Source organism: Marinactinospora endophytica (assembly GCF_054780875.1).
This window is the reverse complement of the sequence record NZ_BAAGVM010000005.1, coordinates 209,093-229,806: the sequence shown is the minus strand read 5'-3', so window position 1 is coordinate 229,806 and position 20,714 is coordinate 209,093. Positions and strand designations below refer to the sequence as shown.

Genomic DNA, 20,714 nt, shown 5'->3' with positions numbered 1-20,714 from the left:
TTGTTGTTCGCGCCCAACCGCCGACACGACCCGGCAGGCAGACTCATCGAGTATCGGCAGCCCTGGCCGGCAGGTGGGCGGTGTCGTCGAATGTCACGCCCACATCAGCGGCGATGCGAGGGTGACGGCTGCTTGATAGGACTCGGCGGTCTTGTCGTGGCGGGTGGCGATGCCGCGCCACTGCTTGAGGCGGTTGAAGCACCGCTCGACGACGTTACGCCGCTTGTAGACCTGCTTGTCGAAGTCCGGTGGGCGTCCGCCACGGCTGCCGCGTCGGAGCCGGTTGCGGACCTGGTCGGACCGTTCCGGGATGGTGTGCCGGATGTTGCGTCGCCGCAGCCAGGTGCGTATGGCCTTGGAGCTGTAGCCCTTGTCGCCGATGACGTGGCCGGGCCGGACCCGGGGCCGTCCTGGACCCGGCCGGGGCACCCAGAACGCCTCCATCACGGCGGTGAACTGGGTGCAGTCGTTGGTGTTCCCGCCGGTGAAGGCGAGCGGGCGGCCGGCGCCGTCGCAGGCCAGGTGGATTTTGCTGGTCAGGCCGCCTCTGGACCGGCCGAGTCCCGGGGCGCAAAGCCCCCTCTTCGTGCTCCGGCCGCGTGCTGGTGGGCCCGGACGATCGTGGAGTCGACCGACACCAGCCACTCGGTGTCCCCGGCCGCGTCGGCCCTGGCCTGGGCGGCTCGGAGCGTCCGCTCGAAGGTGCCGTCCTTGGCCCATCGGCGGAAGCGGGTGTGCAGCGTCGCCCAGGAGCCGTATCGCTCGGGCACGTCCCGCCAGGCCGTGCCGGTCCGGAACCTCCACACGATCCCGTTCAGGACCGTCCGGTCGTCCAGCCGCTGCTGCCCCGCCCGGACCGGGGCAGCAGCGGCTGCACGAAGGCCCACTCGGCATCGGACGGTTCACGGCGGCGTACCACCCGACCACGATCCCCGATCGAGGATCATTGACGACAGGCCCTGGCCCGCCTCCGATCCACGCCTCATCGACGGTGACACGTAACCGGTACCCACGCGGACACCGTCGAGCCAGGCGGTCAGCCGTTCCGCCTCCTCCTCGACGGCCCGCCGCGTCGAGACCGGGACGGGTTCGAGCAGGTCCACTCGGACGGTCCCCGCCGTGTCCTGCACCCACGAGCCGATCGCCCGGCCGTTGACCCACACCGTGGTGCCCGCGTTACCGCGACGGTCGAAGAGCTGGTCTCGGTGGGGGCCGAGGTAGAAGTCCCGCCCGCGCCAGCCCATGACGGTCGGATCCAGCACCGGCAGCAGCGCGACCCACGCGCCCGGGTCGGGCACCTCGGCGAGGTCGTCGGGGAGGAGCCACCCGGTGGCGCCGTCGTCGAGGCGGACCGCGACGGCCTCCAGCTCGCCCAGCGCCGCGCGAACGACCTTCTTGGTCGCTCCCAACCACCAGACGATGTCGTCCTCGGTTCCCGGTCCGAAGCTGTAGAGCCAGCGGCGGACGAGTTCCCGGTACCCGGCCTGGGCGCTTCGCGGCGCGGGAACGTCGTCGAGCCAGTGCCTCGTCAGGGTCCAGCGCGGCCGTGGGGCCAGGAACCGGCCCGTGCTGAGTCCGCGCACGATGTCCGCGGTGGCGCCGAGATAGGTGAGGACCCGCGGCGCCGACCACGTCTCGCCCGCCGTTCCCGCGACCTTCACGTCGATCCTCGGCACGGCCCGGCGCACGTCGGCCGCCGTCAACCCCTCCGGAACCTCGGCGAGCAGGGCGAGGACCTCGGCCCTGGCCTCCTCGAGCCAGCCCACCCCGTCCCGGGCGATCCCCGCCCTGACCAGGTCCCCGCTCATGCGGGCGCGCTCGGTCCCGGCGACGCGGGCCGACGCGCTCGGCCACACGGCCGGCAGGAGCTCGCGTTCGAACACGAAGAGGGTGCGCCGCATCGCGAGCTGTTTGACCAGGTGACGGTCCTCATAGAGCGCCCGGTCGATGTCGGCGAGGGTCGGTGAGGTCATGCGCGCCCGACAGGACAGGTAGACCGTGGCCGGCTCGGTCGCGTGCAGCGCGGTCATCGCCCGGGTGACCGCCTCGGGGGAGTCGACACGCGATCGCGGTGCCAGGGCGTGCCGAACGGCCAGCCGGGCGCGCCGTTCGTCGTCGGTCACGTGGTGCATCGGCCCATCGTTCCACACCGCGCCCCCGTATCGAAACCGGTACGTTCCGGTACCACAGGGTTCCGGTACGTCCTGGTACCGTTTCGTCGAACGGCGAGATCAGGAGGTGGCGGCCGTGCCGAGGGACGGTGACACCCGCGACTGCGCGCCCCCGGGCGGCGAGCCCGCGCGCCCCGGACGCAGGCTGGACCGCTCCCGCGACGCCGACATTCTCGACGCGACACTCGCGGTCCTCGTCGATGTCGGCTTCGCCCGGCTGACCATGGACATGGTCGCCGCCCGGGCCAAGGCGGGCAAGGCCACGCTGTACCGGCGCTGGCCCTCCAAATCGGAGCTGGTCATCGACGCGGTGGCGCACATGAAGCGCGGTCAGGTCGACCTGGGGCGACTGCCCGACACCGGCTCCCTCCGCGACGACCTGCTCGGGCTGTTCACACCACAGTCGGCCGAGGAGGACGAGCGCAGGCTCAAGGTCATGGCGGGACTGGCCTCGCTGCTCGCCCAGGACCGGGCGCTCGCCGACGCCGGCGTTGCCGCGATCGTCCAGCCGTGGGTCGAGGCCCACCGCGTTCTCATGCGGCGGGCGGCCGATCGGGGGGAGATCCCCGCCACGGCCGACATCGACACGCTCTCGCAGGTCATCCCCTCGTTGGCCGCCTACCGGGCGCTCGTCCAGCGCAAGCCGTTCGACCGGGACTTCCTCGTCTCGATGGTCGACGGTGTCGTGCTGCCGGCGCTGCGCAACGCGCCGCCCCTCGCGGCCGGCCACGCGCCCTGAGAGGCCCGCCTCCCGGCCGAGCCGCGCGTGGGCGTGGACAGCGACGGCCTTCGGCCACGGCCCACGACCTCTCCTCGCGCGCGACGTGGGGCCGGGTCGGGGATCCGTCCCCGCCCCGGCCGCACCGCGTCCGCCGAGGGATCTCCATCCGCCGGGGGAGGGGACGGGAAGACCGTCCGGGAGCGGGCGTCCGCCGGCCGGCCTCCTCGCCTCGGGAGGCACGGGAACCGGGTGGCCTGGAAGGGGTGGATCGTCACCCGGTGACGCGGCTTCCAGGTGGCGCTGGGCGATCGGCCCCCGGATCTGCCGATCCGCCTGTCGTGCCGGGAGGCCATCGGATTCCGGCGACCCGGCCGTGCGCGCCCCGCCCGAAGCGGCGTCCAGGCCGACGCTCCGCCGTCGTCACGGTGGAAACCATCTGCGGGAAAAACGGAGCGAAGCACTCCGTTTGGCACTAGGATCGCGCCATGACCGAGCGCACCCGGACAGCCCCACGTCAGGCCGAGGCCGAACGCAACGACCGGGCCCTGCTGGAGGCCGCCAGACGCGCGCTCGCGCTGGACGGCGCCCACGCCTCGGTGGCCGCGATCGCCTCCCGGGCCGGCGTGGGCATCGGCAGCCTCTACCGCAGGTACCGCACCAAGGAGGAGCTGTTCCAGCGGCTGTGCGTCCTGGCCCTGGACCACTGGATCGACGCGGCCGAGCAGGGACTGGCCCACGAGGATCCCTGGGCGGGGATCGTCCACCACGTCAGCGCCTGCGTGGACTTCGGTCCGGGAACGATGGCGCCGATCGCGGGCACCATCGAGGTCACCGAGGAGATGGCGGCCAGGGCGGACCGCTGCGACGAGGTCACGCGGGCGCTGGTCTCCCGCGCCCACGCCGCAGGGGTCCTGCGGCCCGATGTCACCGCCACCGACCTGTATCTACTAGTGGAACAGCTCGGCAGATCCCCCCTGCCCTGGCAGATCGCCGACCAGGGACGCGACGAGCTGCTCGGCGCCGCCACCGAGGCCAGGGCCCGCGTCGTCGCCATCGCCCTTGAGGGGCTGCGGGCGGGGACGGTCACCCCGTTGCCCGGGCGTCCGCCCGATGCCGGGTTGCTCCGTGACCGTTGGGAGCCGCTTCCCGCCGCCGGGTGAGCGTGGGGACGCGAAAACCGTTTCCCGCGGGGAGGCGGGGCGCGTTAGGGTGCGTCCATGGCGTCCCCTCCCCGCGATCCGCTCGCGCACCTGGGCGACTCCGAACGACGGGTCTTCCACGTGGCCACCAACTCCGAACGTGAAACCCTCGAAGCCTTCCTCGACTTCTACCGGGGCGCGATCATCCGCAAGGTCGTCGGGGTGAGCGAGGCCGACGCCCGTCGACGTCCGTTGCCCTCGGCCACGAGCCTGGCGGGCCTGCTCGCCCACCTCTGCCTGGTCGAACGGAACTGGTTCCAGCGCGTCCTCCCGAACCGGACCGCCGAGGAGGCCGGTATCGACCTGGACGGCGCGGACACGGTCTGGGAGGTGCCCGAGTCCACCACCGTCGCCGAACTGGTGGCGGAGTACGAACAGACGTGCGCGCAGTCGCGGGCCATCTCCGTCGGTTACGCCCTGGACGACACCGGGACGCACGAACTCCTCGGTCCGACCTCCCTGCGCTGGATCCTGATCCACATGATCGGAGAGACCGCGCGTCACGCGGGGCACGCCGACATCCTCCGGGAGAAGATCGACGGCGCGACGGGGATCTGAGAGGTAGCCGGGACGCCCACGCGCCCGTTCGCCTCCGCCCCCTTCCCGCCCGGTTGGAGGCGGTCCGGGCGCGCCGGGTCTCCTCTCCGAGGGGGCAGACACGCACCGGGCCGATCCGCACCACGGCCCGTCCGGAACCGGCCGATGCGGGTCCGCCCCCGAGGTGGACGCTTGAACGGGCGGATCGCCCGCCTCGGACTCCGCGCGACGTCACCTTCCGACAGGTCCGACGGTGCTCGTCGCGGCCCTCACGGACGAACGGATCCCGCCCGCTTCGCCGAGGGACGAAGACGCCGCCGCGGACGTCGCGCCCGCGCTGGGGGTGCCGTCGCCGAGCCCCCGCCGCCGGTCGCGCCGGACGCCTCCCACGATGGGGCCGCTGTCGCCCGGGCCGCGCGACCGCTCGATGACTGTTCGCGCAGGCAGGCCGAGTTGGTCGCCGAGGTGCGATCCGGATACCGTGCCGCCATGGCGACCGAAGGTCTGACGGATCTCGAACAGGAAGCGTGGCGAGGGTTCCTGGTGACCCACGACCGCCTCTGGCGCGCGCTGGCGGCGGGGCTGGCCCCGCTGAACGTGAGCATGGCCGAGTACAGCGTGTTGAGCCTGCTCCACGAGGCCGGACCGGACGGCATGCGCATGTCCACCCTCGCTCAGCGCCACCTGATGTCCAGCGGCGGATTCACCCGCCTCGCCGATCGCCTTGAGAACCGCGGGCTGATCGAACGCCGGCGGTCGGCCGTCGACGGCCGCGGCTTCGACGTGACCCTGACCGAGGACGGACGGGCGCTGATACGCCGGGCACGGCGTCAGCACCACAGTGACCTGCGCGAGCTCTTCTTCAGCCGGCTCGACGACGACCATCTCCGTGGTCTCGCCGAGGTCTGGGCCCTTCTCGACCCCGACAGCGACGCCGACACCGAGGCGGCGCGCGGGAACGGAGCGGCGGTCTCCTCCTAGCGCGCCGCTCCGTTCCCTTCGCCGGCCGCCCCGGAGCCGCCCGGGTCGGGGGAGAGGAGGATCAGGCGCCGTTGACCGGGGCCCGGTCCAGCACGTGCACGCCGATGGCCGCAAGGCGGTCGAGGTGCTCGAAGTCCTCACGCGCCTCGGCCGCACCGACCTCCAGGAAGTAGCTCTGGCTCTGACCCGGGCTCCACAGGAGGGTGACGTCCCCGACGTCATCGAGGCTCTGGAAGGTGTGGGCGACGTTGCGCGGCCCGTAGACGACCGCTCCCGGCCCGACGTCGTGGGTGGTCGCGGTCGCCAGGGACTCGCCTCCGATCCAGAAGCGGAACCTTCCGCCGTTGATGATCCAGATCTCGTCCTCCTGGGTGTGCAGGTGGAAGGGGGGTGCGTCCTCGGGCCGTATCGCCCGCTGGCGGGTCATGAAGTACCTGCCTCCCGTCATCTCCGCCCGGAGGATCACCTCAAGGTCGGTGGTGTAGTAGGCGTGGTGCTCCACCTTCTCGGGCGGTGACACGACGGGGATTCCGAAAGGGGTCTCAGCGCCGTCCTTGACGTCCACAGGGCTCACTCCTCGACCGTTCCACAAATATTTGTCTGCGCAGACAAATATTATTTCCGGGTGGGTCCTCCCGCAAGGCCCGCCCGGCCTTCGCGATCGTCGGCGCGGCGGGGAGGGAGCATGGGGGAAGACGAATCGGGGTGAGCGAGGTGGCGCCCCGCCCTCGCCTCATGTTGAGGAGACGCTCGGTCACCGCCACCGCGTCCCGCCTCGTGGAGGGGGAGCCGCGCTCCGGCCCCCCAGGCGGCACGGGGGCCGAGACCTCGGGCCACGGGCCTCCCCACGGCGCAGGCCCGGGTCTCGACCAGACGCGCCCGATCCGCCTTACCCGGCGGCGCGGCGGAACCGGTACCACTTCGGCGAGGTCCGGTTCATCGGCCACCCCAGGCCGGCGGTGTCCGCGTCCTCGACCTCGAGAAGCTCCCACCCCGGGAACGCGGCCTCGACCTCCGCCCGCGCGACGCCCTCGACGAGCCGCTGATACCGCGAGGGGCCGAAGGCGAGCAGCAGCAGGGTGGCCCCCGGCGTGGCGAGCGCCGTCACACCCCGTCCCTCCGCGGCCCGCTGCCCCGTGTCGAGGCCCTGGAAGCAGCCGATGTCGAGGAAGAGGTCGAAGGTGCCCAGCCCGGCCGGATCGAGGTCGGTCACGTCGCCCACGACGTAGGTGATCCCCGCCGGTCCTTTACGCCGGGCGGCCTCGATCGCCTCCGGCACGATGTCGACGCCCACCGCCTCCCACCCGCGCCGGGCCAGCTCGGGGGTGAACTGCCCGCGTCCGCACCCCACGTCCAACGCCCGTCCGGGGCCGTTCGGCCGCCCGGCCGCCTCACGGTCGAGCAGGACGCCGAGCTGTGCCCCGCCCGCGGCCCCGTAGCGCTCCCACGGAGTGAAACCGAGACGGTACATCCACCTGTATTTCGTCATGGCCTCAACGTAGATCCGCCTCTCGGGACCCTCCTTTCGACCCCTGCCATCCGGCACCGGAGCGGTCCTCGGCGGGTCCGGGAGGCGGCGATGCGCCGTCGAAGAGGGGACGGCGCCGGACCGAAGGGCGCCGGGGCCGGCCCCGGCGAGATGACCGATGGCGCGTGCTCGCTCGATGCTCGGTCCTTCGGGGGGAGCGGCAAGCGCATGATCTCCGGTGGAACAGCGCCGGTGTCACCACCGGTGTCGGTGCTGGTGGGGTCGGGTAGCGGCGCCAGTGACGTGAGCGGGGCGCGGCTCTGTTCGGCGCGGACGCGCTCGCCCAGGCCGACTCCGCCCATGGCCATCGTCGCGACGTGAGCGCCGGCCGATGTGCCAACGGCGGACCGAGCAGACCGAGAGGGGAAGTCCCGCGTGCTCGCTCAGGCGGCGAGTACACCGTCTCCCAGGCGATGTCGGCCCAGCCGCCTCCGCCGAGGAACAGTCCGGTGTTCGAGTCCGGCCCCTTGCGCGGGTGGGGTGGTGGTGGTCGAGGGCGGGCGCTCCCCAGGTGCCGACCGTTGGGGGTCTAGGGGGCTGTTTCGGTCCCGGGGTCGAAGGGGACGCCGGTGAGCTGTTCGTTCGCCGTCCACAGCCGCCTGGCCGCATCGATGTCGTTTGCCCCTGTGGGGAGCTTGGCGGGTTTGGGGGTGTCGGAGGTCTGGTCGCGGCCGGCCGGGCCGATGAACTGTCCGGAGCTGACGTGCCTACTGGTCGCTGCGTACAGGGAGGGCCAGGCGGCACCGTCGGCCGATCCCATGAACAGGCGCGCGGCGACCGGCGTGACGATGCGGGAGAGCATCCCGGTGCCGTGCTGCTGGAGTCCGGTCATCGCCGAACCCGGGTGGACGACGAGTGCTGCGAGGCGGCTGAGTGCGGTCCGGCGGGCGAGTTCGAGGGTGTAGACGATGTTGGCGCGCTTGGACTTCGCGTAGGCGCCCATGGCTCGGTAGCTCTTCTCGCTCATCAGGTCGTCGAGTCTGCCCATCGGCCATCGTGCGGCGATGGCGCTGACGGTGACCACGCGTGGTGTGGGGGAGCGGCGTACGGCGGGCCAGACCTGGGCGTCGAAGGCGAAGTGGCCGAGGTGGTTGGTGCCGACCGTCATCTCGAAACCGTCGCGTGTCAGCTGCCGCTCGGGCAGGTTCATCACGCCGGCGTTGTTGAACAGCAGGTCGATCGTCTCGGTCTCGGCGATTCGCGTGGCGGCGTCGCGGATGGAGGAGAGGTCGGCGAGGTCGAGTACCAGTGTGCCGGTCCGGACCCCGGATGCGACGGCGCGCACGGTCTCGGCGGCCTGATCCAGTCTGGTCTGGCCGCGTCCCGCCAGGATGACGCGGGCGCCGTGCCGGGCCAGGACGCGCGCGGTCTCCAGTCCGATCCCGCTGCTCCCGCCGGTGATCAGCGCGGTGCGGCCGCTCTGGTCGGGGATGTCGTCAGGCGTCCAGTGGTTCATCTCTGTGCCTCTCCGTCGGTTCGTTGTGTGCTGTGCGCGCGTCATCCAGCGCTCGGAAGGGTCGTGAGTCGAGCTGGAGAAGCAGTCCGAGGATGCCCTCGGCGAAGGCGCCTTCGCCGATCCCGTGGTTCTTGACGCGGTACACGGCGGTGCCCGGCTATGGGGCGTGCGGGGGCGGCGCCCACGAAGGCGCCGGCGGCGTGGGCCGCCATGACGTTCTTGTAGGCGTCGACGCCGTGGTGCTCGCCCGGGCTGCCGCAGCCTCAGATCATGTCGCCGGCCCAGAGCTCGTCGATCGTGTCGAGGTCGCCTCCGTTGACGACTTCGTCGACGAGGCGACTGACGACCGCGATGTCCGCTTCGGCGCTTGCGGCGGGGCCCATGGTGTTCTCGCTTTCAGGGGTGCTGTGGCAGCCCCCTTACGTCAGGAGAAAGCTACGTACATCGGCGCGTGAAGCGGCCCGGACGGTGACCGGCCACCTGGCCCAGGAGGTCTTCTGTGGCGCACCTTCAACATAAGAGACCGATGGTCTGATGTCAAAAGACCGGCAGTCTGTAATATGGGGGCATGACGAACTTCCAGCGGGCCCGCAGTGAGGAGCAGCGCGAGATCCGGCGCCAGGCGGTACTGGACACCACCGCGACCATGCTCGAGGAGATGCCCGCCGGCGCCGTCAGCCTCAATGAACTGAGCCGCCGGGTCGGGCTGGCGAAGTCCAACGTGCTGCGCTACTTCGAATCCCGCGAAGCGATCCTGCTGGAGCTGCTGGACCGCGCCTGGCGGCAGTGGATCGCCGACCTGCCCGCCCTCCTCGACGCCGGCATCGATCAGGCGGCGTCCGTGGAGCGGCGCACGGAGCAGTTCGCCGCCGCCGTCGCCCGCTCCCTCGCCGAGCGCCGGATTCTGTGCGACCTGCTGAGCTCTCAGGCGGGCGTGCTGGAGCACAACGTCTCCGCCGAGGTAGCCGCCCGCTACAAGCGCGCGGCCGTGGCCAACGTCGCCGCCACCGCCACGCTGGCCGGCCGCTACCTGCCCGAACTGGGCGAGGACGCCCCGCAGCTCACCGCAGCCATGATCATGGCCATCGGTGCCGTATGGACGCACGCCCACCCCTCCGAGGCGATGCTCGCCGCCTACCAGGCCGACCCGTCACTCACCGCGTTCAAGCCGGACTTCGTCACCGCCCTGCACGACATGCTGGCCACCCTCACCGCGGGAACCATCGCCCGCTCCTCCTGTTGACCCGCTCTTCGGCCTGCGCGGCGACCCCGAGATGGACCTCTGCGAGCCGCTGCCGAGGGTGTTCCTCATCGGCTCCCGCGCCGGTTACAACGGGACGGGGTTCGCCCACCGGCCCGGGCGCTACGGCGCCCTACGCGACGTGTCCCCGTCCGAGGAGCACGCCCGCATCACGTGGGACGGCGCCGCCGCCATCGGGGACGATCCCAAGACCACCGTCGACCATGCGTGGCGTCTGCGCCGGGCGTCGCACGGCCGCGGGTCACTCCACGATCCCGTTGCGGTAGGCCCAGGCGGCGATCTCCACCCGGTTGCGGGCACGGAGCTTGGTCTGGACGTTGGTCAGGTGCCGTTTGACCGTTCCCAGTGACAGGTACAACCGGTCGGCGATCTCGGCGTTGGTCAGCCCCTGGGCCACGGCGCGCACGACGTCGAGCTCCCGCGGGGTCAGACCGCGGGTGTCGGAGGCGACCCGACGGCCGCCGGAACCGGGGCCACGCGACCGGGCGAGCCGTTCGAGCAACCGGACGGTGATCGCCGGGGACACCAGCGCGTCACCGCGGGCGGCCGCGCGCACCGCCTCGACCAGCAGGGCCGGCCCCGCGGACTTCAGCACGAACCCGGACGCCCCGTTCTCCAGGGCGTCGTCGACGTACTCGTCGATGTCGAAGGTGGTGACCATGACCACGCGCAGTGGGTCGGCGACCCCCGGCCCCGACAGGCGGCGGACCACCTCCAAGCCGCTGAGCCCGGGCATCCGGATGTCGAGCAGGCTGACGTCGGGGCGTAGCTCCTGGGCGAGTCGCAGGGCCTCGCCGCCGTCCGCCGCCTCGGCCACCACCTCGATGTCGGGCTGGGCCTGCAGGATGTAGCGGAACCCCGTGCGCACCATCCGCTGGTCGTCGGCCAGCAGAACGGTGATGCTCACCCTCCGCTCCTTCCCGCCACCGGGGCGCGGCCGGTCGGCAGGACGGCGACGACACGCCATCCCGTCCCCTCGGGGGCCGGGCCCGCGTCGAGGGATCCGCCCAGGAGCGCGGCGCGTTCGGCCATGCCGACCAGCCCATACCCGCCGCTGCCCGGGCCCACGGGGCCGCCCCGGCCGTCGTCGCGCACCTCCAGGCGCGCCCTGTCGGCCGTGACGTCGAGCACGACGGTGATGAGGCCGGCCCCGTGGGCGTGACGGTCGGCGTTGGTCAGCGCCTCCTGGGCCATGCGGACCACCGCCGAGGCGACCTCGCGGGGCAGGAGCCCGGGGTCCCCGGTGATGCGCACCTCGACCCGGGCCCGCGAACCGCCGCCCGGACGGCGCAGCGAACGCAGCCCTTCGGCCGCGTCCGGCAGGTCGGCGGAGACCGGGTGGCCACCGCGTAGAGCGGTGACCAGCCGCTGCATCGCCTCCAGGGCGTCCAGTCCCGCCCGTTCGATGTCGGGCAGCGCCGCCCGGGCCAGGTGCGGGTCGTCGACGTAACGCAGGGCCTGGGCCTGCACGACGATCCCGGTGACGTGGTGGGCGACCACGTCGTGCAGGTCGCGGGCCAGCGTGTCGCGTTCCTCCTGGCGTACCCGCTCCACCTGCCATCGGCGCCGCTCGACGCGCCAGCGCAGGTAGAGGCCGGGGGCCAGTAGGAACAGCAGGACCAGGGCCGCGTCCAGGTCGGCGGGCCGGCCCGCGCGCAGCGTCTCCGACAGCAGCGGCGCGACCAGCGTCAGCGCCGCCGCGACGGCCACCACCCACGGACGGCAGCGGTAGGCGATGAGGGAGACCGCTCCCACCATCGCCAGCACCTCGGCCAGGCCGTCGGGGTGGCCCGGCGCGTCCCCCGGGGCGAGGCGGTAGGCGAGGGAGACCAGTGACGTGGTCAGCAGCGCGCAGATCCCCAGGAGCCCGGTACGCCGGGGGGAGGCGCCCGGGGGGAGTGCCCTGAGCGTCAGCAGCGCCATCACCGCGCCCGACACCACCGGCGGATAGGCCCACCATCCCCCGACGTGCGGCAGGGCGGACCGGTCCACGGCGTGGACCAGGTCGATCGCCCAGGCCGCGGCCAGGACCGCCGCGGCCCCGGCGACCGCGACGGTCGCCGGGGCCGACGGCCCCCACCGTGGCCCCGTTGCGGCGCGTGCTCTCGGTTCTCCAGGCATACCGGCAGGTTACGGGCGCCTGTGCGCGTTGCGGATCATCCGTTCGGCCCATATGCCGCGCCAGAACGAGCCGAACGGGCGACGCGCGCGCCCGAGCCCAGGCTCCACCGTGGGTCGTGCCGGTTCCACCGGCACGACCCGTCCGACCGACCCCTTGGAGAACCCTCGTGTCCCCGGTCCCCGGATCCGCCCGCCCGGCACGTGTGCTCGTGCCGCTGGCCTGTCTCGCCGCGCTCGCGACCGCCCTGGTCGTGTTCGCGGTCCTTCCCCGCACACCGCCCGCGACCGCCGCGCACAGCGGTGACGCCGCCCTCGCCGCGGACCTGCGCCGGCTGCTGCCCGACGACACCGCGGTGGGGGTCTCGGTGGCCCTCACCGAGGACGGCCGGACCCGCGAGGCGGGTCTGGGAACCCGTGACGGCGCCGCCCCGGTCGGCCCGGACACCGTGTTCGAAAGCGCCTCGGTGCAAAAGCTCCTCACCGCGACCCTGCTGGCCGACATGGTGGAATCCGGTGAGGTCGGCCTCTCCGACTCCCTCGGGGAGCTGTGGCCGACCACCGACTTCGCCGACGAGGCGGTCGCCGGCATCACCCTGGAGCAGTTGGCGACCCACACCTCCGGTCTGCCCTCCATCCCGTTGGGGAGCGACCCGGGCCTGTACGCGGCCCTGCCCGAGTACGCGCTCGGCGGTGACGCCTACGCCTGGCTCGACGACCCCGTCGCGACCGCCGCGCGGATCACCGGCGTCTCCCCCGGGGAGGAGTACGGATACTCCAACCTCGGCTACGCCCTCCTCGGCCGGTCTCTGGCGCGCGTCGCCGGGCGGGACTACGCGGACCTGCTGACCGAGCGCGTGCTGGACCCCTTGGGCATGGAGCACACCATCGTGTCCCCCTCCGGCGTCCCCGACAGCGCGGCCCTGCCCTATCGGGCCCCATCCCAGCCCGTCGCCATCTGGTCCAACCCCGGCTACGCCCCGGTGGGAACCGGGACGTGGACCACGGCCTCGGACCTGACGGCGTTCCTGGCGGCCTCGATGGGGGAGGCCACGGAGCTGACCGAGCTGACCCACGCCCCCCGCGTCGAGGTCGACGACTACCGGGCCTACGACGGTCACGTGGGGCTGGGGTGGATGCTCTGGCGGGTCGACGGCGTCGAGGTCGCCTGGCACAACGGGCTGAACAGCGGAACCAGGAGTTTCGTCGCGCACACCGGTGACGGCCGTTCGGTCGTGGTGCTCGCCAACTCCACCCGCGTCCCCGTCGAGCAGGTCGGTTTCGCCCTTCTCGGTCTGGAGGTCCCCGAGTTCGCCGAGGACGGCGCCGTCGCCCCGCTCCCGATCCTGGTGTCCCTGGTCCTCGCGGTGGGAGCGCCCGCCGCCGTGCTCCTGCGGTTGTCCTGGCGTCCCCGCGGTTCCCGGCCGGGGCGCGGATCGGACCGTTTGGGGATTGTCTCCTCCCTGCTCGTCGGCACCGCCCTGTGGTTGGCGGCCCTGCGCATCGGTGAATGGGGGGTGCTGCCCGTCGGGGTGTGCGCCGTCGGCGGAGGACTGCTCGCCGCGGCCGTGGTCGTGGCCGCGGGCCGTTGGGGGCGGGCCCCGTGGGCCCGGGGCGGGCGCGCGTGGGTGCGCGGTCTCCTCTTCGCCGTGGTGGCGGTCCCGGCCGGCGCCCTGCTGGGGGTGGAGGTCGCGGTGTTCGCGCAACTGCCCTGACCGGCGCCGTCCGCGCCGTCACGCGCGGACGGCACCCCGGCCGGTTCAGGCCGGCAGTCGGCGGACCCGCACGGTGTTGTCCGTGCGGGTGAACTGCTGTCCGTCGGGTCCGGTCTGGACGCGCTCGTGCTCCTCGCACACCAGCACCTCCCACTGCCCTTCGGCCAGTTCCAGGGAGTCGAGCACCTCCCGCGGGCCGGGCAGGTGGACCTGCTGGGCGTGACCGTCCGCCCGGGGGGCGGGGCCCGAGTGGCCCACCACCAGGAGCGTTCCACCGGGGGCGACGGCGGCGGCGGCCCGGCGCAGGATCACCTCGCGCGGCATGTCCCAGGGGGAGTGCAGGAAGCAGGAGGAGACCAGGTCGAAGGTCCCCTCGGGGAAGGTCTGTTCGAGATCGTGGCGCTGCCAGTCGATCCGGTCGGCGACGCCCGCGGACCCGGCGTGGTCGGCCGCGCGCTCCAGGGCGACGGCGGAGATGTCGGTGGCGGTGACCCGCCATCCCCGTCCGGCCAGCCAGATGGCGTCGGCCCCCTCACCGCACCCCAGGTCCAGGGCGCTGCCCGGCGCCAGGTCGGCGACCTCACGGACGAGCGCGGCGTTGGGCTTCCCACTCCACATCCGGGCGTTCTCCCCGTAGCGCCCGTCCCAGTACTCCGCTCCCGACGTGCCGTGGTGCTCATGTGACTGGTGGTGGTGCATCGGCTTTCCGTTTCTTCTGTTCGGTGGGTGGCCGGGCGAGGTGGGACGGCCACCACCACGGGTCGGGTGGTCGAACGAGACGGGTTCCGGCGCCGTACGCCTCGGTCGGGCGCTACGGAGGCCCGTGTCCCGGCTCGTATCCACATGGTGCGTCTTCCGCGCGATCCCGGCCATTTCAATTGCCGAAACGGCAAACCGCGCTGACGTCACGCCTCCCGGCGCACCGTCCCCCTAAGGGGTGAGGCCGCAACGGGCGGCGCCCCAGAGAGCGAGGAGGACACGGTGGATCCATGGTCGGTGCTGGTGGCCGGACTGATCATCGAAGTGGCCGGACTGGTGGCCCTGTGGGCGCGGCTGGAATCGCGGGAACGGACCCGCCGCCACGACAGCACGGCCAGGGTGGACGTCGCGCAGGTGGTGGCCCGCGGGGGACGGGTCACCGAGTACTACCCGGACGGCGGCCGCAAGGTCGTGATCGAGGTCCGGACCCTCGACCAGAGAAAGTGACACGCGTCACAGGAAACGGCGTCACGGATCAGCGAGACAGCGTCCCAATAGGGGTGAAGGAGCGGATCGTAAAAGAAAGGAATCGTGTGGGGGGTCGGTACAGGAACGGCACGGCGGGGCCGTGCCGTACGGAGACGCACGGGGAGTCTCCGCAACCTCTGGGGAGAGCGAGGACCTCGCGCTCCCCGCGACCGGAAGGGAACCCCCATGGCCGACGATCCGCCCAACGACATCACGACGGACCACCTTGACATGGCGGCGAGCATGGCCGGCCCACTGCACATCAGCGAGGGAGGCACCTACCAGGACGCCGAGAACGCGGTCTTCTACGCGGTGACCGGACTGTGGAGGCGCGAACGCGAGGAGCCCGGATCGATCCGGCACCACCGGGCCTGGATGTGGCAGGCGGCCCGACGCCGCCTGCGCCGCGCCCTGGAGAAGACCCGCGCCGAGCCGGCCGTCGAGCGGCTTCCCGAGCCACCCGACCACGAGGAGACCCGCCCCGAGGCCGTGCACGCCCGCGAGGAGTCCACGCGCCGAGCGCGAGAACCGGTGGCCGCGCTGCCGCCGGGCGAACGGGCCGCGGTGGCCCTGCGGCACTTCGCCGGTCTGGAAACCCACGAGATCGCCGAGGCGCTGCGGATCAGCGAGGAGGCGGTGCGTGCCCGGCTGAGCCGCGGACACCGCGGGCTCAAGAGGATTCTCAAGGAGGGAGGCGTTCGCGATGACCGGCGAGCCGTCGCAGGACGACGAACTGGAGGCCGTCTTCACCCGGGCCCGTGAGGAGCTGAAGGCACAGTGGCGGGAGCGGCTGACCCGCCGGCTCGTCTCCGAGGCCGAGCAGGGCGACCCCACGGCACGGGAGATCGTGACGGCCCTTCGACTGGAGCCGTGACGCCATCGGCGTGAGCCGGCCGCCTCCCTTCCCGGTGACAGGGGCGCGGGGGTCGACGGGAACGGCAGAAGCGGGGAGACCCGCCCTCCGCCCGCGCCCCGGCGCGGTGGGAGGGCTCAGAGGGTGGCGAAGCGGTCGAGTGCGTCGCGGATGTGGGCGTGCATCGCGCCGCCCCCCAGGTGTCCCGCCTCGTCCTCGACGATGAGGCGGACCCCCGGCCAGGCCCGCGCCAGCTCCCAGGCGGTGGTGAGCGGGCTGCCCAGGTCGAGGCGGCCGTGGACGAGGACGCCGGGGATCCCCGCCAGCCGGTGGGCCTCGCGGATCAGCTCCCCCTCCTCCAGCCAGGCGCCGTGGGAGAAGTAGTGTGCGCAGATCCGGGTCAGGGCGAGCCGCGCCCTGCCCGGCCGGCCGGTGTAGAAACCGGGCGAACCGGCCGGTTCCAGGGACAGCACGGCGTCCTCCCAGGCGCACCAGTCGGCCGCGGCCCTCTCGTGTACCCGCGGGTCGGGGTCGTTGAGGAGCCGGGAGTAGGCGGCGACCACGTCGCCGTCGCCCGCGTCGCCGAACGCCCCGGCGCGGAACCGGTCCCACTGCTCGGGGAGGAACCGACCGGCCCCGCGGTAGAGCCAGTCGATCTCGGAGCGGCGGGTCGTGGTGACGCCGGTGATGACGATCTCCGACACCCGCTCGGGGTGGCGTTGGGCGTAGGCCAGGATCAGCGTGGAACCCCAGGACCCGCCGAAGAGCAGCCACCGCTGGACGCCCAGGTGGTCGCGGAGCAGTTCCATGTCCGCGACGAGGTGGTGGGTGGTGTTGTCCCTCAGCCCCCGGGAGGCGGATTCTCCGGCGTGGGGGGTGCTCCGGCCGCAGCCGCGCTGGTCGAACAGGACGACCCGGTAGCGGGCGGGGTCGAACAGGCGGTGGGCCGTCGCCGAGCGGCCCGAGCCCGGACCACCGTGGACGACGAGGGCCGGCTTGCCCGCGGGGTCGCCGTAGGCCTCCCAGTGGACGCGATGGCCGTCACCGACGTCCAGCATGCCCGAGTCGCTGGGGAGGGCGGGAGGGTGGGGGAGTGGCATGCGGAGTTCTCCTCGGGGGGGCGGGACCGGCGCGGGAGTCCCCACGCGGCCCTGTTCGCGGCGGAGCGTCTCGAGGGCGTGGATCCGGTGACGCCCCCGGAGGGACGCTACCGGCGTCCTGCGTCGTCGGGGAGCGCATGGGCCGAACCCGCCCGTCCACGGGGCTCCGGCGTCGTCACCTCGGACGCAGCGCGACGATCGGCACACCGTGTTCGCGGTCGGCGCCGAGGCGCTCGTAGCCGGCCGCCGTCCCGTCGACCTCGTGGCCGATCGCGCGCATGAGCGCCGCGGCGGTACGGGGCCGCGCGCGGGCGTACTCGGCGAGCCGGCGTCCGGACTCCTCGGGGGAGAGGGGGACGGCCCGCCCCTCGTGGACCCGGTGACCCACCTGGAAGCGGATCCGGGGTTCGCGGGTGATGTTGCGCAGCCACTGGGAGCGCGCGCCATAACCCGAGGCGACCAGGAGCCCGCCGGTTTCGGGTTCGCGTCCCACCACCTCCAGCACGACCCGGCGAGGGCGCCCGCTCACCCTGCCGATGTGGGTCACCAGGACCAGACGGCGGCCGAGAAGCCGGCCGAGTCCCACCCGGTAGAGCAGGATCGGGGCGCGAAAGAGCGCGCGTCGCAACGGCGTGCGCGGTGGGCCGGACGGGGTCACGTCCCCGCCTCCTCCGCTAGGAGGTGTCCCGGCAGGAGTTTGACCGCCAGGACCGGGGCGAACCAGGCCAGTTCCGCGGGTGGTGGGGCCAGGGCCGCCACCGCCACCGGTACGAGGACGGCCGCGGCGAAGGCGACCGGACGGCGCAGCGCGGGCGGCGCGATGAGGACGGCCAGGGCTCCCGCCACGATCATGCCGTAGACCAGCGTGGCCGTGGCCCAGCCGACACCGGGGACGGCCCAGGCCAGGACGAACGGGTGGAGGTGGGCGGCGACGAAGGCGAGGTGGTGGCGGGCGGTGCGCCCCGGCCGATGCCAGTGGCGCTTGGCCGCCCGGGTGGCGTTGGCGACGGCGCCGCCGTAGAGATCGACGGCCAGGAGGGCGGTCACCGCGAGCGGGATCGCCGGCAGACCGGCACGGATCCCGGCGACGAGTGCGAACAGGGTCCCGGCGGCCACCGCGAAGGCGCACAGCAGGTACTCGGCCCCGGTGGCCCCGGGGCCGACGAGACGGTCGCCCCACCACCGGCCGGTTTCGGACCGGCTCGTCATCGTCCCTCCTGGGAACGCAGCCCGTCCAGGCACACCTCGATCACCGGCTCGACGAGTTCTTCCAGGGCCACCTCGGGGTCCACCAGCCACTGCAACACGCATCCCTCCACCGCGCCGACCACGACGGCCGCGTGCCCGTCCCCGACGTTCGGCCCCACGTCCCCCTGGGCCTGGGCCTGGCGGAGGAGGTCGGCGATCAGCGCGCGGTACTCGCGGTAGAGCGCGGCCATGTCGAAGGCCGGCCGCGCGGTGTCGCGTCCCGCCGCCCACAGGTCGAGGAGGACCCGGGCGAGTTCGGGGCGTTCGGCCAGGGTGGCCAGGACCGAACGGAGCAGCCCGACGAGCCGGTCCAGCGCGCGCCCCTCGCCGTCCCTCGCCTGTCCCAGTAGGCGCGCCGAATCGGCGGCGAACGCCTCGAAGGCGGCCTCCAGCAGCGCGTCCCGGCTGTCGAAGTAGAGGTAGACGGCGCCCTTGCCGATGCCCGCGGCCCGGGCCACGTCCTCGACGCGCGTGGCGGCGAATCCCTTGGCCGCGAACACGCGGACGGCCGCCGTGAGGATCTCCTCCCGGCGCGCCTCCCGATCGACTCTTCTGGGCATGACCCCTCCATTTATGACTGACTGGTCAGTCATAATACCGGACATCTTCTCGGCCGGCCAAGAAGCCTCGTTGTCCCGCGGCTCCGGCGAGCCGCGGGACAACGAGGTTCCCGGGCTACCGGGCGGCTCGGCGGGTGCCCTGGTGGCCATGCCCGTCGGACCCCGACCGCGCGCCCGCGGGGTTCTCCCAGGCGCCGGGGTCGGCCGGGGAGACGTCCCCGGCGTGAGGACGTCCGCCCAGGACGACGCTGACGCCGCAGCGGACGACCGTGGACGGCCCGCGCCGAACCGTCCACGGTCCCTGTTGTGCGTCGCCCGCGCTCACCGGCCTCTTCCCGCGATCACGCGCGCGGGGGTCACCCCTCGCGACGGCGGTCGTGCTCGCCCTGAGCGGTCAGGACCGCGGGCATGCTGGCCTCCAGATGGTCGATGAGGTCGATCAGCTTGGCGGCGGTGACGTGCCCGAGCCCGGTCAGGCTGTACTCGACCCGCGGAGGCATGACCGCGTGGACGTCGCGGCGGACGAAACCATCGCGCTCCAGGGCCTGGAGGGTCTGGGCCAGCATCTTCTCGCTCACGCCGTCCACCCGACGGCGCAGGGCGTTGAAACGGGCCGGACCCTGGTGGAGCCCGGCCATCACCAGGACCCCCCAGCGGCCGGTGAGGTGCTCCAGGACGGTGCGCGAAGGGCAGGCCCGGGCGAACACGTCGAACTCCAGGTCGCCGGCGTACCGTTCCTCCCCGGTCTCCGACGACGTGATCGGTGCGTTCATGCCATCGATACTAGTGAATCAGCCAGTGCTGCATAAAAGACCGCGTTTTCTTTTCGAAAGTTCAAACCCCCTCACGACGTGCGTGTTCCCGTCGTCTCCCGCATCGGGAAGGGGTCGATGAGCGTCGTCACCGGAGCCGCCGGACGCGCCGCCCGCCCGGGGAACACCTGCGCGAAACCCCCGTTTCGAGCATTCCCCCACTCCTACCGTCCGGGGCGGATCGATCGAGCTCCCCGCCGAGGAGCGGGACGCCCGTCGCGGCCGAGCCCCCTCGCGCGCTCACCTGGACCGTTGCGACGCCGACCGACTCGGCTTGGCCGCGCAGCCGCCCACGGCCCGCGCGTTGGGCGTTCTCCGCGCCGACTGGGCGTGCCCCTCGGCAACGCCGTCGTCCATCTCGCCAGGCGGTTCGTGAGCGGCGGTCCCGAGCCGCCCTGCCGACGGCGCTTCGCCCTTCCCATCAAGGGACGCCCGACGCGAGACCGCCGCCGTTCGTGTTGCACCCCGTCAACGGCTACCACCCGTTCCCGCCTCGCCCTGGATGTCAGTTTGATTTGACATTTCCATGGATGTCAAATCAAACTGACATCATGTCCGCGAATCGTCCGTCTTCCATATCGATGTCAGAAGATCCCGCGAAGGGCCTGTGGGCGGTGCTGGCCCTGCGGCGGCTCGCCGAACGCATGGAGGCCAATCACGTGGCCGCCGCTCGACGGGCGGGCTGGTCCTGGCAGCAGATCGGTGACGCCCTGGGCGTCACCCGCCAGTCCATTCACAACAAGTACGGGAAGTGAGGCGGCCATGGTGAGAACAAAACCGCAGTCCGGCATGGGCCAGGTGTATTTGGACGCCAACACCGAGGCCCTGCGCAGAGGCGACCGCAAGGTGAGCACCGAGCACGTGCTCCTGGCGCTGCTGACCGACCCCGGTTCGGCCACCGCCCGGGCTCTGGGAGTGAGCCTGGACGCCGCGCGCGAGGCGCTGGAGAACCTGGACCGGGATGCGCTGGCGTCGGCAGGGGTCCACGCGGCATCCGCCGGCCCGGTCTTTCCCGGCCGGGAACGCGACCGTCTCCCGCTGACCCCGGCGGCCAAGGCGGTCTTCACCGGCCTGGGCGAACAGGCGGGCCGGGAGCGGATCGGTCTCCAGCATGTGCTGCTCGGTCTGCTGTCGCGTCGGCGCCCTGACCCCGCGGCGGTCCTGCTGGACGCGCTCGGAGTGGACCGCACCGCCGTCCGCGCGCGATTGGGCCGGGGCTGAGACGCG

23 protein-coding genes and 1 pseudogene are annotated in these 20,714 nt (G+C 72.8%); 11 read left to right on the top strand and 13 right to left on the bottom strand.

The window, feature by feature from the left end:
• Window positions 1-93 precede the first annotated feature (93 nt).
• Both ACYVHU_RS11770 and ACYVHU_RS11765 read right to left on the bottom strand, forming a co-directional pair.
• Window positions 94-919: pseudogene (locus tag ACYVHU_RS11770) on the bottom strand (IS5 family transposase).
• Window positions 903-2,132: a winged helix DNA-binding domain-containing protein gene (locus tag ACYVHU_RS11765; protein WP_078761192.1), complete on the bottom strand. Its 1,230-nt coding sequence runs from the start codon at window positions 2,130-2,132 to the stop codon at window positions 903-905. The pseudogene ACYVHU_RS11770 and the gene ACYVHU_RS11765 overlap by 17 nt, the downstream one beginning before the upstream one ends.
• A gap of 115 nt (window positions 2,133-2,247) precedes the next feature.
• Here ACYVHU_RS11765 and ACYVHU_RS11760 point away from each other — a divergent pair, with 115 nt between their 5' ends.
• From ACYVHU_RS11760 to ACYVHU_RS11745, 4 genes are all read left to right on the top strand, one after another.
• A complete protein-coding gene (locus ACYVHU_RS11760; protein WP_078761373.1) occupies window positions 2,248-2,910 on the top strand; it encodes a TetR/AcrR family transcriptional regulator in 663 nt (220 codons plus the stop codon).
• A 467-nt stretch (window positions 2,911-3,377) separates the two neighbouring features.
• Window positions 3,378-4,052: a TetR/AcrR family transcriptional regulator gene (locus ACYVHU_RS11755; RefSeq protein WP_078761193.1), complete on the top strand. Its 675-nt coding sequence runs from the start codon at window positions 3,378-3,380 to the stop codon at window positions 4,050-4,052.
• Between the two features lie 57 nt (window positions 4,053-4,109).
• Window positions 4,110-4,649, top strand: coding sequence for a DinB family protein (locus ACYVHU_RS11750; RefSeq protein ID WP_498948364.1), 540 nt, complete (start codon window positions 4,110-4,112; stop codon window positions 4,647-4,649).
• 468 nt (window positions 4,650-5,117) lie between these two features.
• Window positions 5,118-5,609 (top strand): MarR family winged helix-turn-helix transcriptional regulator, encoded by a 492-nt coding sequence (locus ACYVHU_RS11745; RefSeq protein WP_159457240.1) that lies wholly within the window; start codon window positions 5,118-5,120, stop codon window positions 5,607-5,609.
• Window positions 5,610-5,670: 61 nt separating this feature from the next.
• On the opposite strand, the gene ACYVHU_RS11740 is transcribed toward ACYVHU_RS11745, so the two are convergent.
• From ACYVHU_RS11740 to ACYVHU_RS11730, 3 genes are all read right to left on the bottom strand, one after another.
• The gene (locus ACYVHU_RS11740) at window positions 5,671-6,174 is read right to left on the bottom strand and encodes a cupin domain-containing protein (protein ID WP_078761195.1); all 504 of its coding nucleotides are present in this window, start codon (window positions 6,172-6,174) and stop codon (window positions 5,671-5,673) included.
• Between the two features lie 324 nt (window positions 6,175-6,498).
• The gene (locus ACYVHU_RS11735) at window positions 6,499-7,098 is read right to left on the bottom strand and encodes a class I SAM-dependent methyltransferase (protein ID WP_235000875.1); all 600 of its coding nucleotides are present in this window, start codon (window positions 7,096-7,098) and stop codon (window positions 6,499-6,501) included.
• A gap of 568 nt (window positions 7,099-7,666) precedes the next feature.
• Entirely contained in the window at window positions 7,667-8,593 is a 927-nt protein-coding gene (locus ACYVHU_RS11730; RefSeq protein WP_078761197.1) for an oxidoreductase, read from the bottom strand.
• A 568-nt stretch (window positions 8,594-9,161) separates the two neighbouring features.
• Here ACYVHU_RS11730 and ACYVHU_RS11725 point away from each other — a divergent pair.
• The gene (locus tag ACYVHU_RS11725; protein WP_078761198.1) at window positions 9,162-9,836 is read left to right on the top strand and encodes a TetR/AcrR family transcriptional regulator; all 675 of its coding nucleotides are present in this window, start codon (window positions 9,162-9,164) and stop codon (window positions 9,834-9,836) included.
• A 259-nt stretch (window positions 9,837-10,095) separates the two neighbouring features.
• Here ACYVHU_RS11725 and ACYVHU_RS11720 read toward each other — a convergent pair whose 3' ends face one another.
• Window positions 10,096-10,761, bottom strand: coding sequence for a response regulator (locus ACYVHU_RS11720; RefSeq protein WP_078761199.1), 666 nt, complete (start codon window positions 10,759-10,761; stop codon window positions 10,096-10,098).
• Window positions 10,758-11,975: a sensor histidine kinase gene (locus ACYVHU_RS11715; RefSeq protein ID WP_432940516.1), complete on the bottom strand. Its 1,218-nt coding sequence runs from the start codon at window positions 11,973-11,975 to the stop codon at window positions 10,758-10,760. Before ACYVHU_RS11715 ends, ACYVHU_RS11720 begins: the two co-directional genes overlap by 4 nt.
• A gap of 167 nt (window positions 11,976-12,142) precedes the next feature.
• Between ACYVHU_RS11715 and ACYVHU_RS11710 the strand changes: the two genes are divergently transcribed.
• Window positions 12,143-13,687, top strand: coding sequence for a serine hydrolase domain-containing protein (locus tag ACYVHU_RS11710; RefSeq protein WP_498948361.1), 1,545 nt, complete (start codon window positions 12,143-12,145; stop codon window positions 13,685-13,687).
• 45 nt (window positions 13,688-13,732) lie between these two features.
• On the opposite strand, the gene ACYVHU_RS11705 is transcribed toward ACYVHU_RS11710, so the two are convergent.
• Window positions 13,733-14,386: a class I SAM-dependent methyltransferase gene (locus ACYVHU_RS11705; protein WP_498948359.1), complete on the bottom strand. Its 654-nt coding sequence runs from the start codon at window positions 14,384-14,386 to the stop codon at window positions 13,733-13,735.
• A gap of 282 nt (window positions 14,387-14,668) precedes the next feature.
• Between ACYVHU_RS11705 and ACYVHU_RS11700 the strand changes: the two genes are divergently transcribed.
• The 3 genes from ACYVHU_RS11700 to ACYVHU_RS11690 all read left to right on the top strand — a co-directional run bounded on the left by ACYVHU_RS11700 (window position 14,669) and on the right by ACYVHU_RS11690 (window position 15,788).
• Window positions 14,669-14,893 carry a hypothetical protein gene (locus ACYVHU_RS11700; protein ID WP_078761202.1) on the top strand — a complete coding sequence of 75 codons (225 nt, stop codon included), beginning with the start codon at window positions 14,669-14,671 and terminating at the stop codon, window positions 14,891-14,893.
• Between the two features lie 207 nt (window positions 14,894-15,100).
• Complete coding sequence (locus ACYVHU_RS11695; RefSeq protein WP_498948358.1) at window positions 15,101-15,676, top strand: RNA polymerase sigma factor; 576 nt, start codon at window positions 15,101-15,103, stop codon at window positions 15,674-15,676.
• Window positions 15,618-15,788 carry a hypothetical protein gene (locus ACYVHU_RS11690; RefSeq protein ID WP_498948357.1) on the top strand — a complete coding sequence of 57 codons (171 nt, stop codon included), beginning with the start codon at window positions 15,618-15,620 and terminating at the stop codon, window positions 15,786-15,788. The genes ACYVHU_RS11695 and ACYVHU_RS11690 overlap by 59 nt, the downstream gene beginning before the upstream one ends.
• 116 nt (window positions 15,789-15,904) lie before the next feature.
• On the opposite strand, the gene pip is transcribed toward ACYVHU_RS11690, so the two are convergent.
• From pip to ACYVHU_RS11665, 5 genes are all read right to left on the bottom strand, one after another.
• A complete protein-coding gene (pip, locus tag ACYVHU_RS11685) occupies window positions 15,905-16,867 on the bottom strand; it encodes an alpha/beta hydrolase family protein (protein WP_498948355.1) in 963 nt (320 codons plus the stop codon).
• 175 nt (window positions 16,868-17,042) lie between these two features.
• A complete protein-coding gene (locus tag ACYVHU_RS11680; RefSeq protein WP_078761205.1) occupies window positions 17,043-17,525 on the bottom strand; it encodes a nitroreductase family deazaflavin-dependent oxidoreductase in 483 nt (160 codons plus the stop codon).
• A complete protein-coding gene (locus ACYVHU_RS11675; RefSeq protein WP_078761206.1) occupies window positions 17,522-18,076 on the bottom strand; it encodes a hypothetical protein in 555 nt (184 codons plus the stop codon). Before ACYVHU_RS11675 ends, ACYVHU_RS11680 begins: the two co-directional genes overlap by 4 nt.
• On the bottom strand, window positions 18,073-18,675 hold the full coding sequence (locus tag ACYVHU_RS11670; protein ID WP_078761207.1) for a TetR family transcriptional regulator: 603 nt from the start codon (window positions 18,673-18,675) through the stop codon (window positions 18,073-18,075). The genes ACYVHU_RS11675 and ACYVHU_RS11670 overlap by 4 nt, the downstream gene beginning before the upstream one ends.
• A 356-nt stretch (window positions 18,676-19,031) precedes the next feature.
• Complete coding sequence (locus tag ACYVHU_RS11665) at window positions 19,032-19,448, bottom strand: winged helix-turn-helix transcriptional regulator (RefSeq protein ID WP_078761208.1); 417 nt, start codon at window positions 19,446-19,448, stop codon at window positions 19,032-19,034.
• Between the two features lie 620 nt (window positions 19,449-20,068).
• Here ACYVHU_RS11665 and ACYVHU_RS11660 point away from each other — a divergent pair.
• Both ACYVHU_RS11660 and ACYVHU_RS11655 read left to right on the top strand, forming a co-directional pair.
• Entirely contained in the window at window positions 20,069-20,242 is a 174-nt protein-coding gene (locus ACYVHU_RS11660) for a hypothetical protein (protein WP_394330044.1), read from the top strand.
• 7 nt (window positions 20,243-20,249) lie between these two features.
• Window positions 20,250-20,708 (top strand): Clp protease N-terminal domain-containing protein, encoded by a 459-nt coding sequence (locus ACYVHU_RS11655; protein ID WP_235000876.1) that lies wholly within the window; start codon window positions 20,250-20,252, stop codon window positions 20,706-20,708.
• Window positions 20,709-20,714 lie beyond the last annotated feature (6 nt).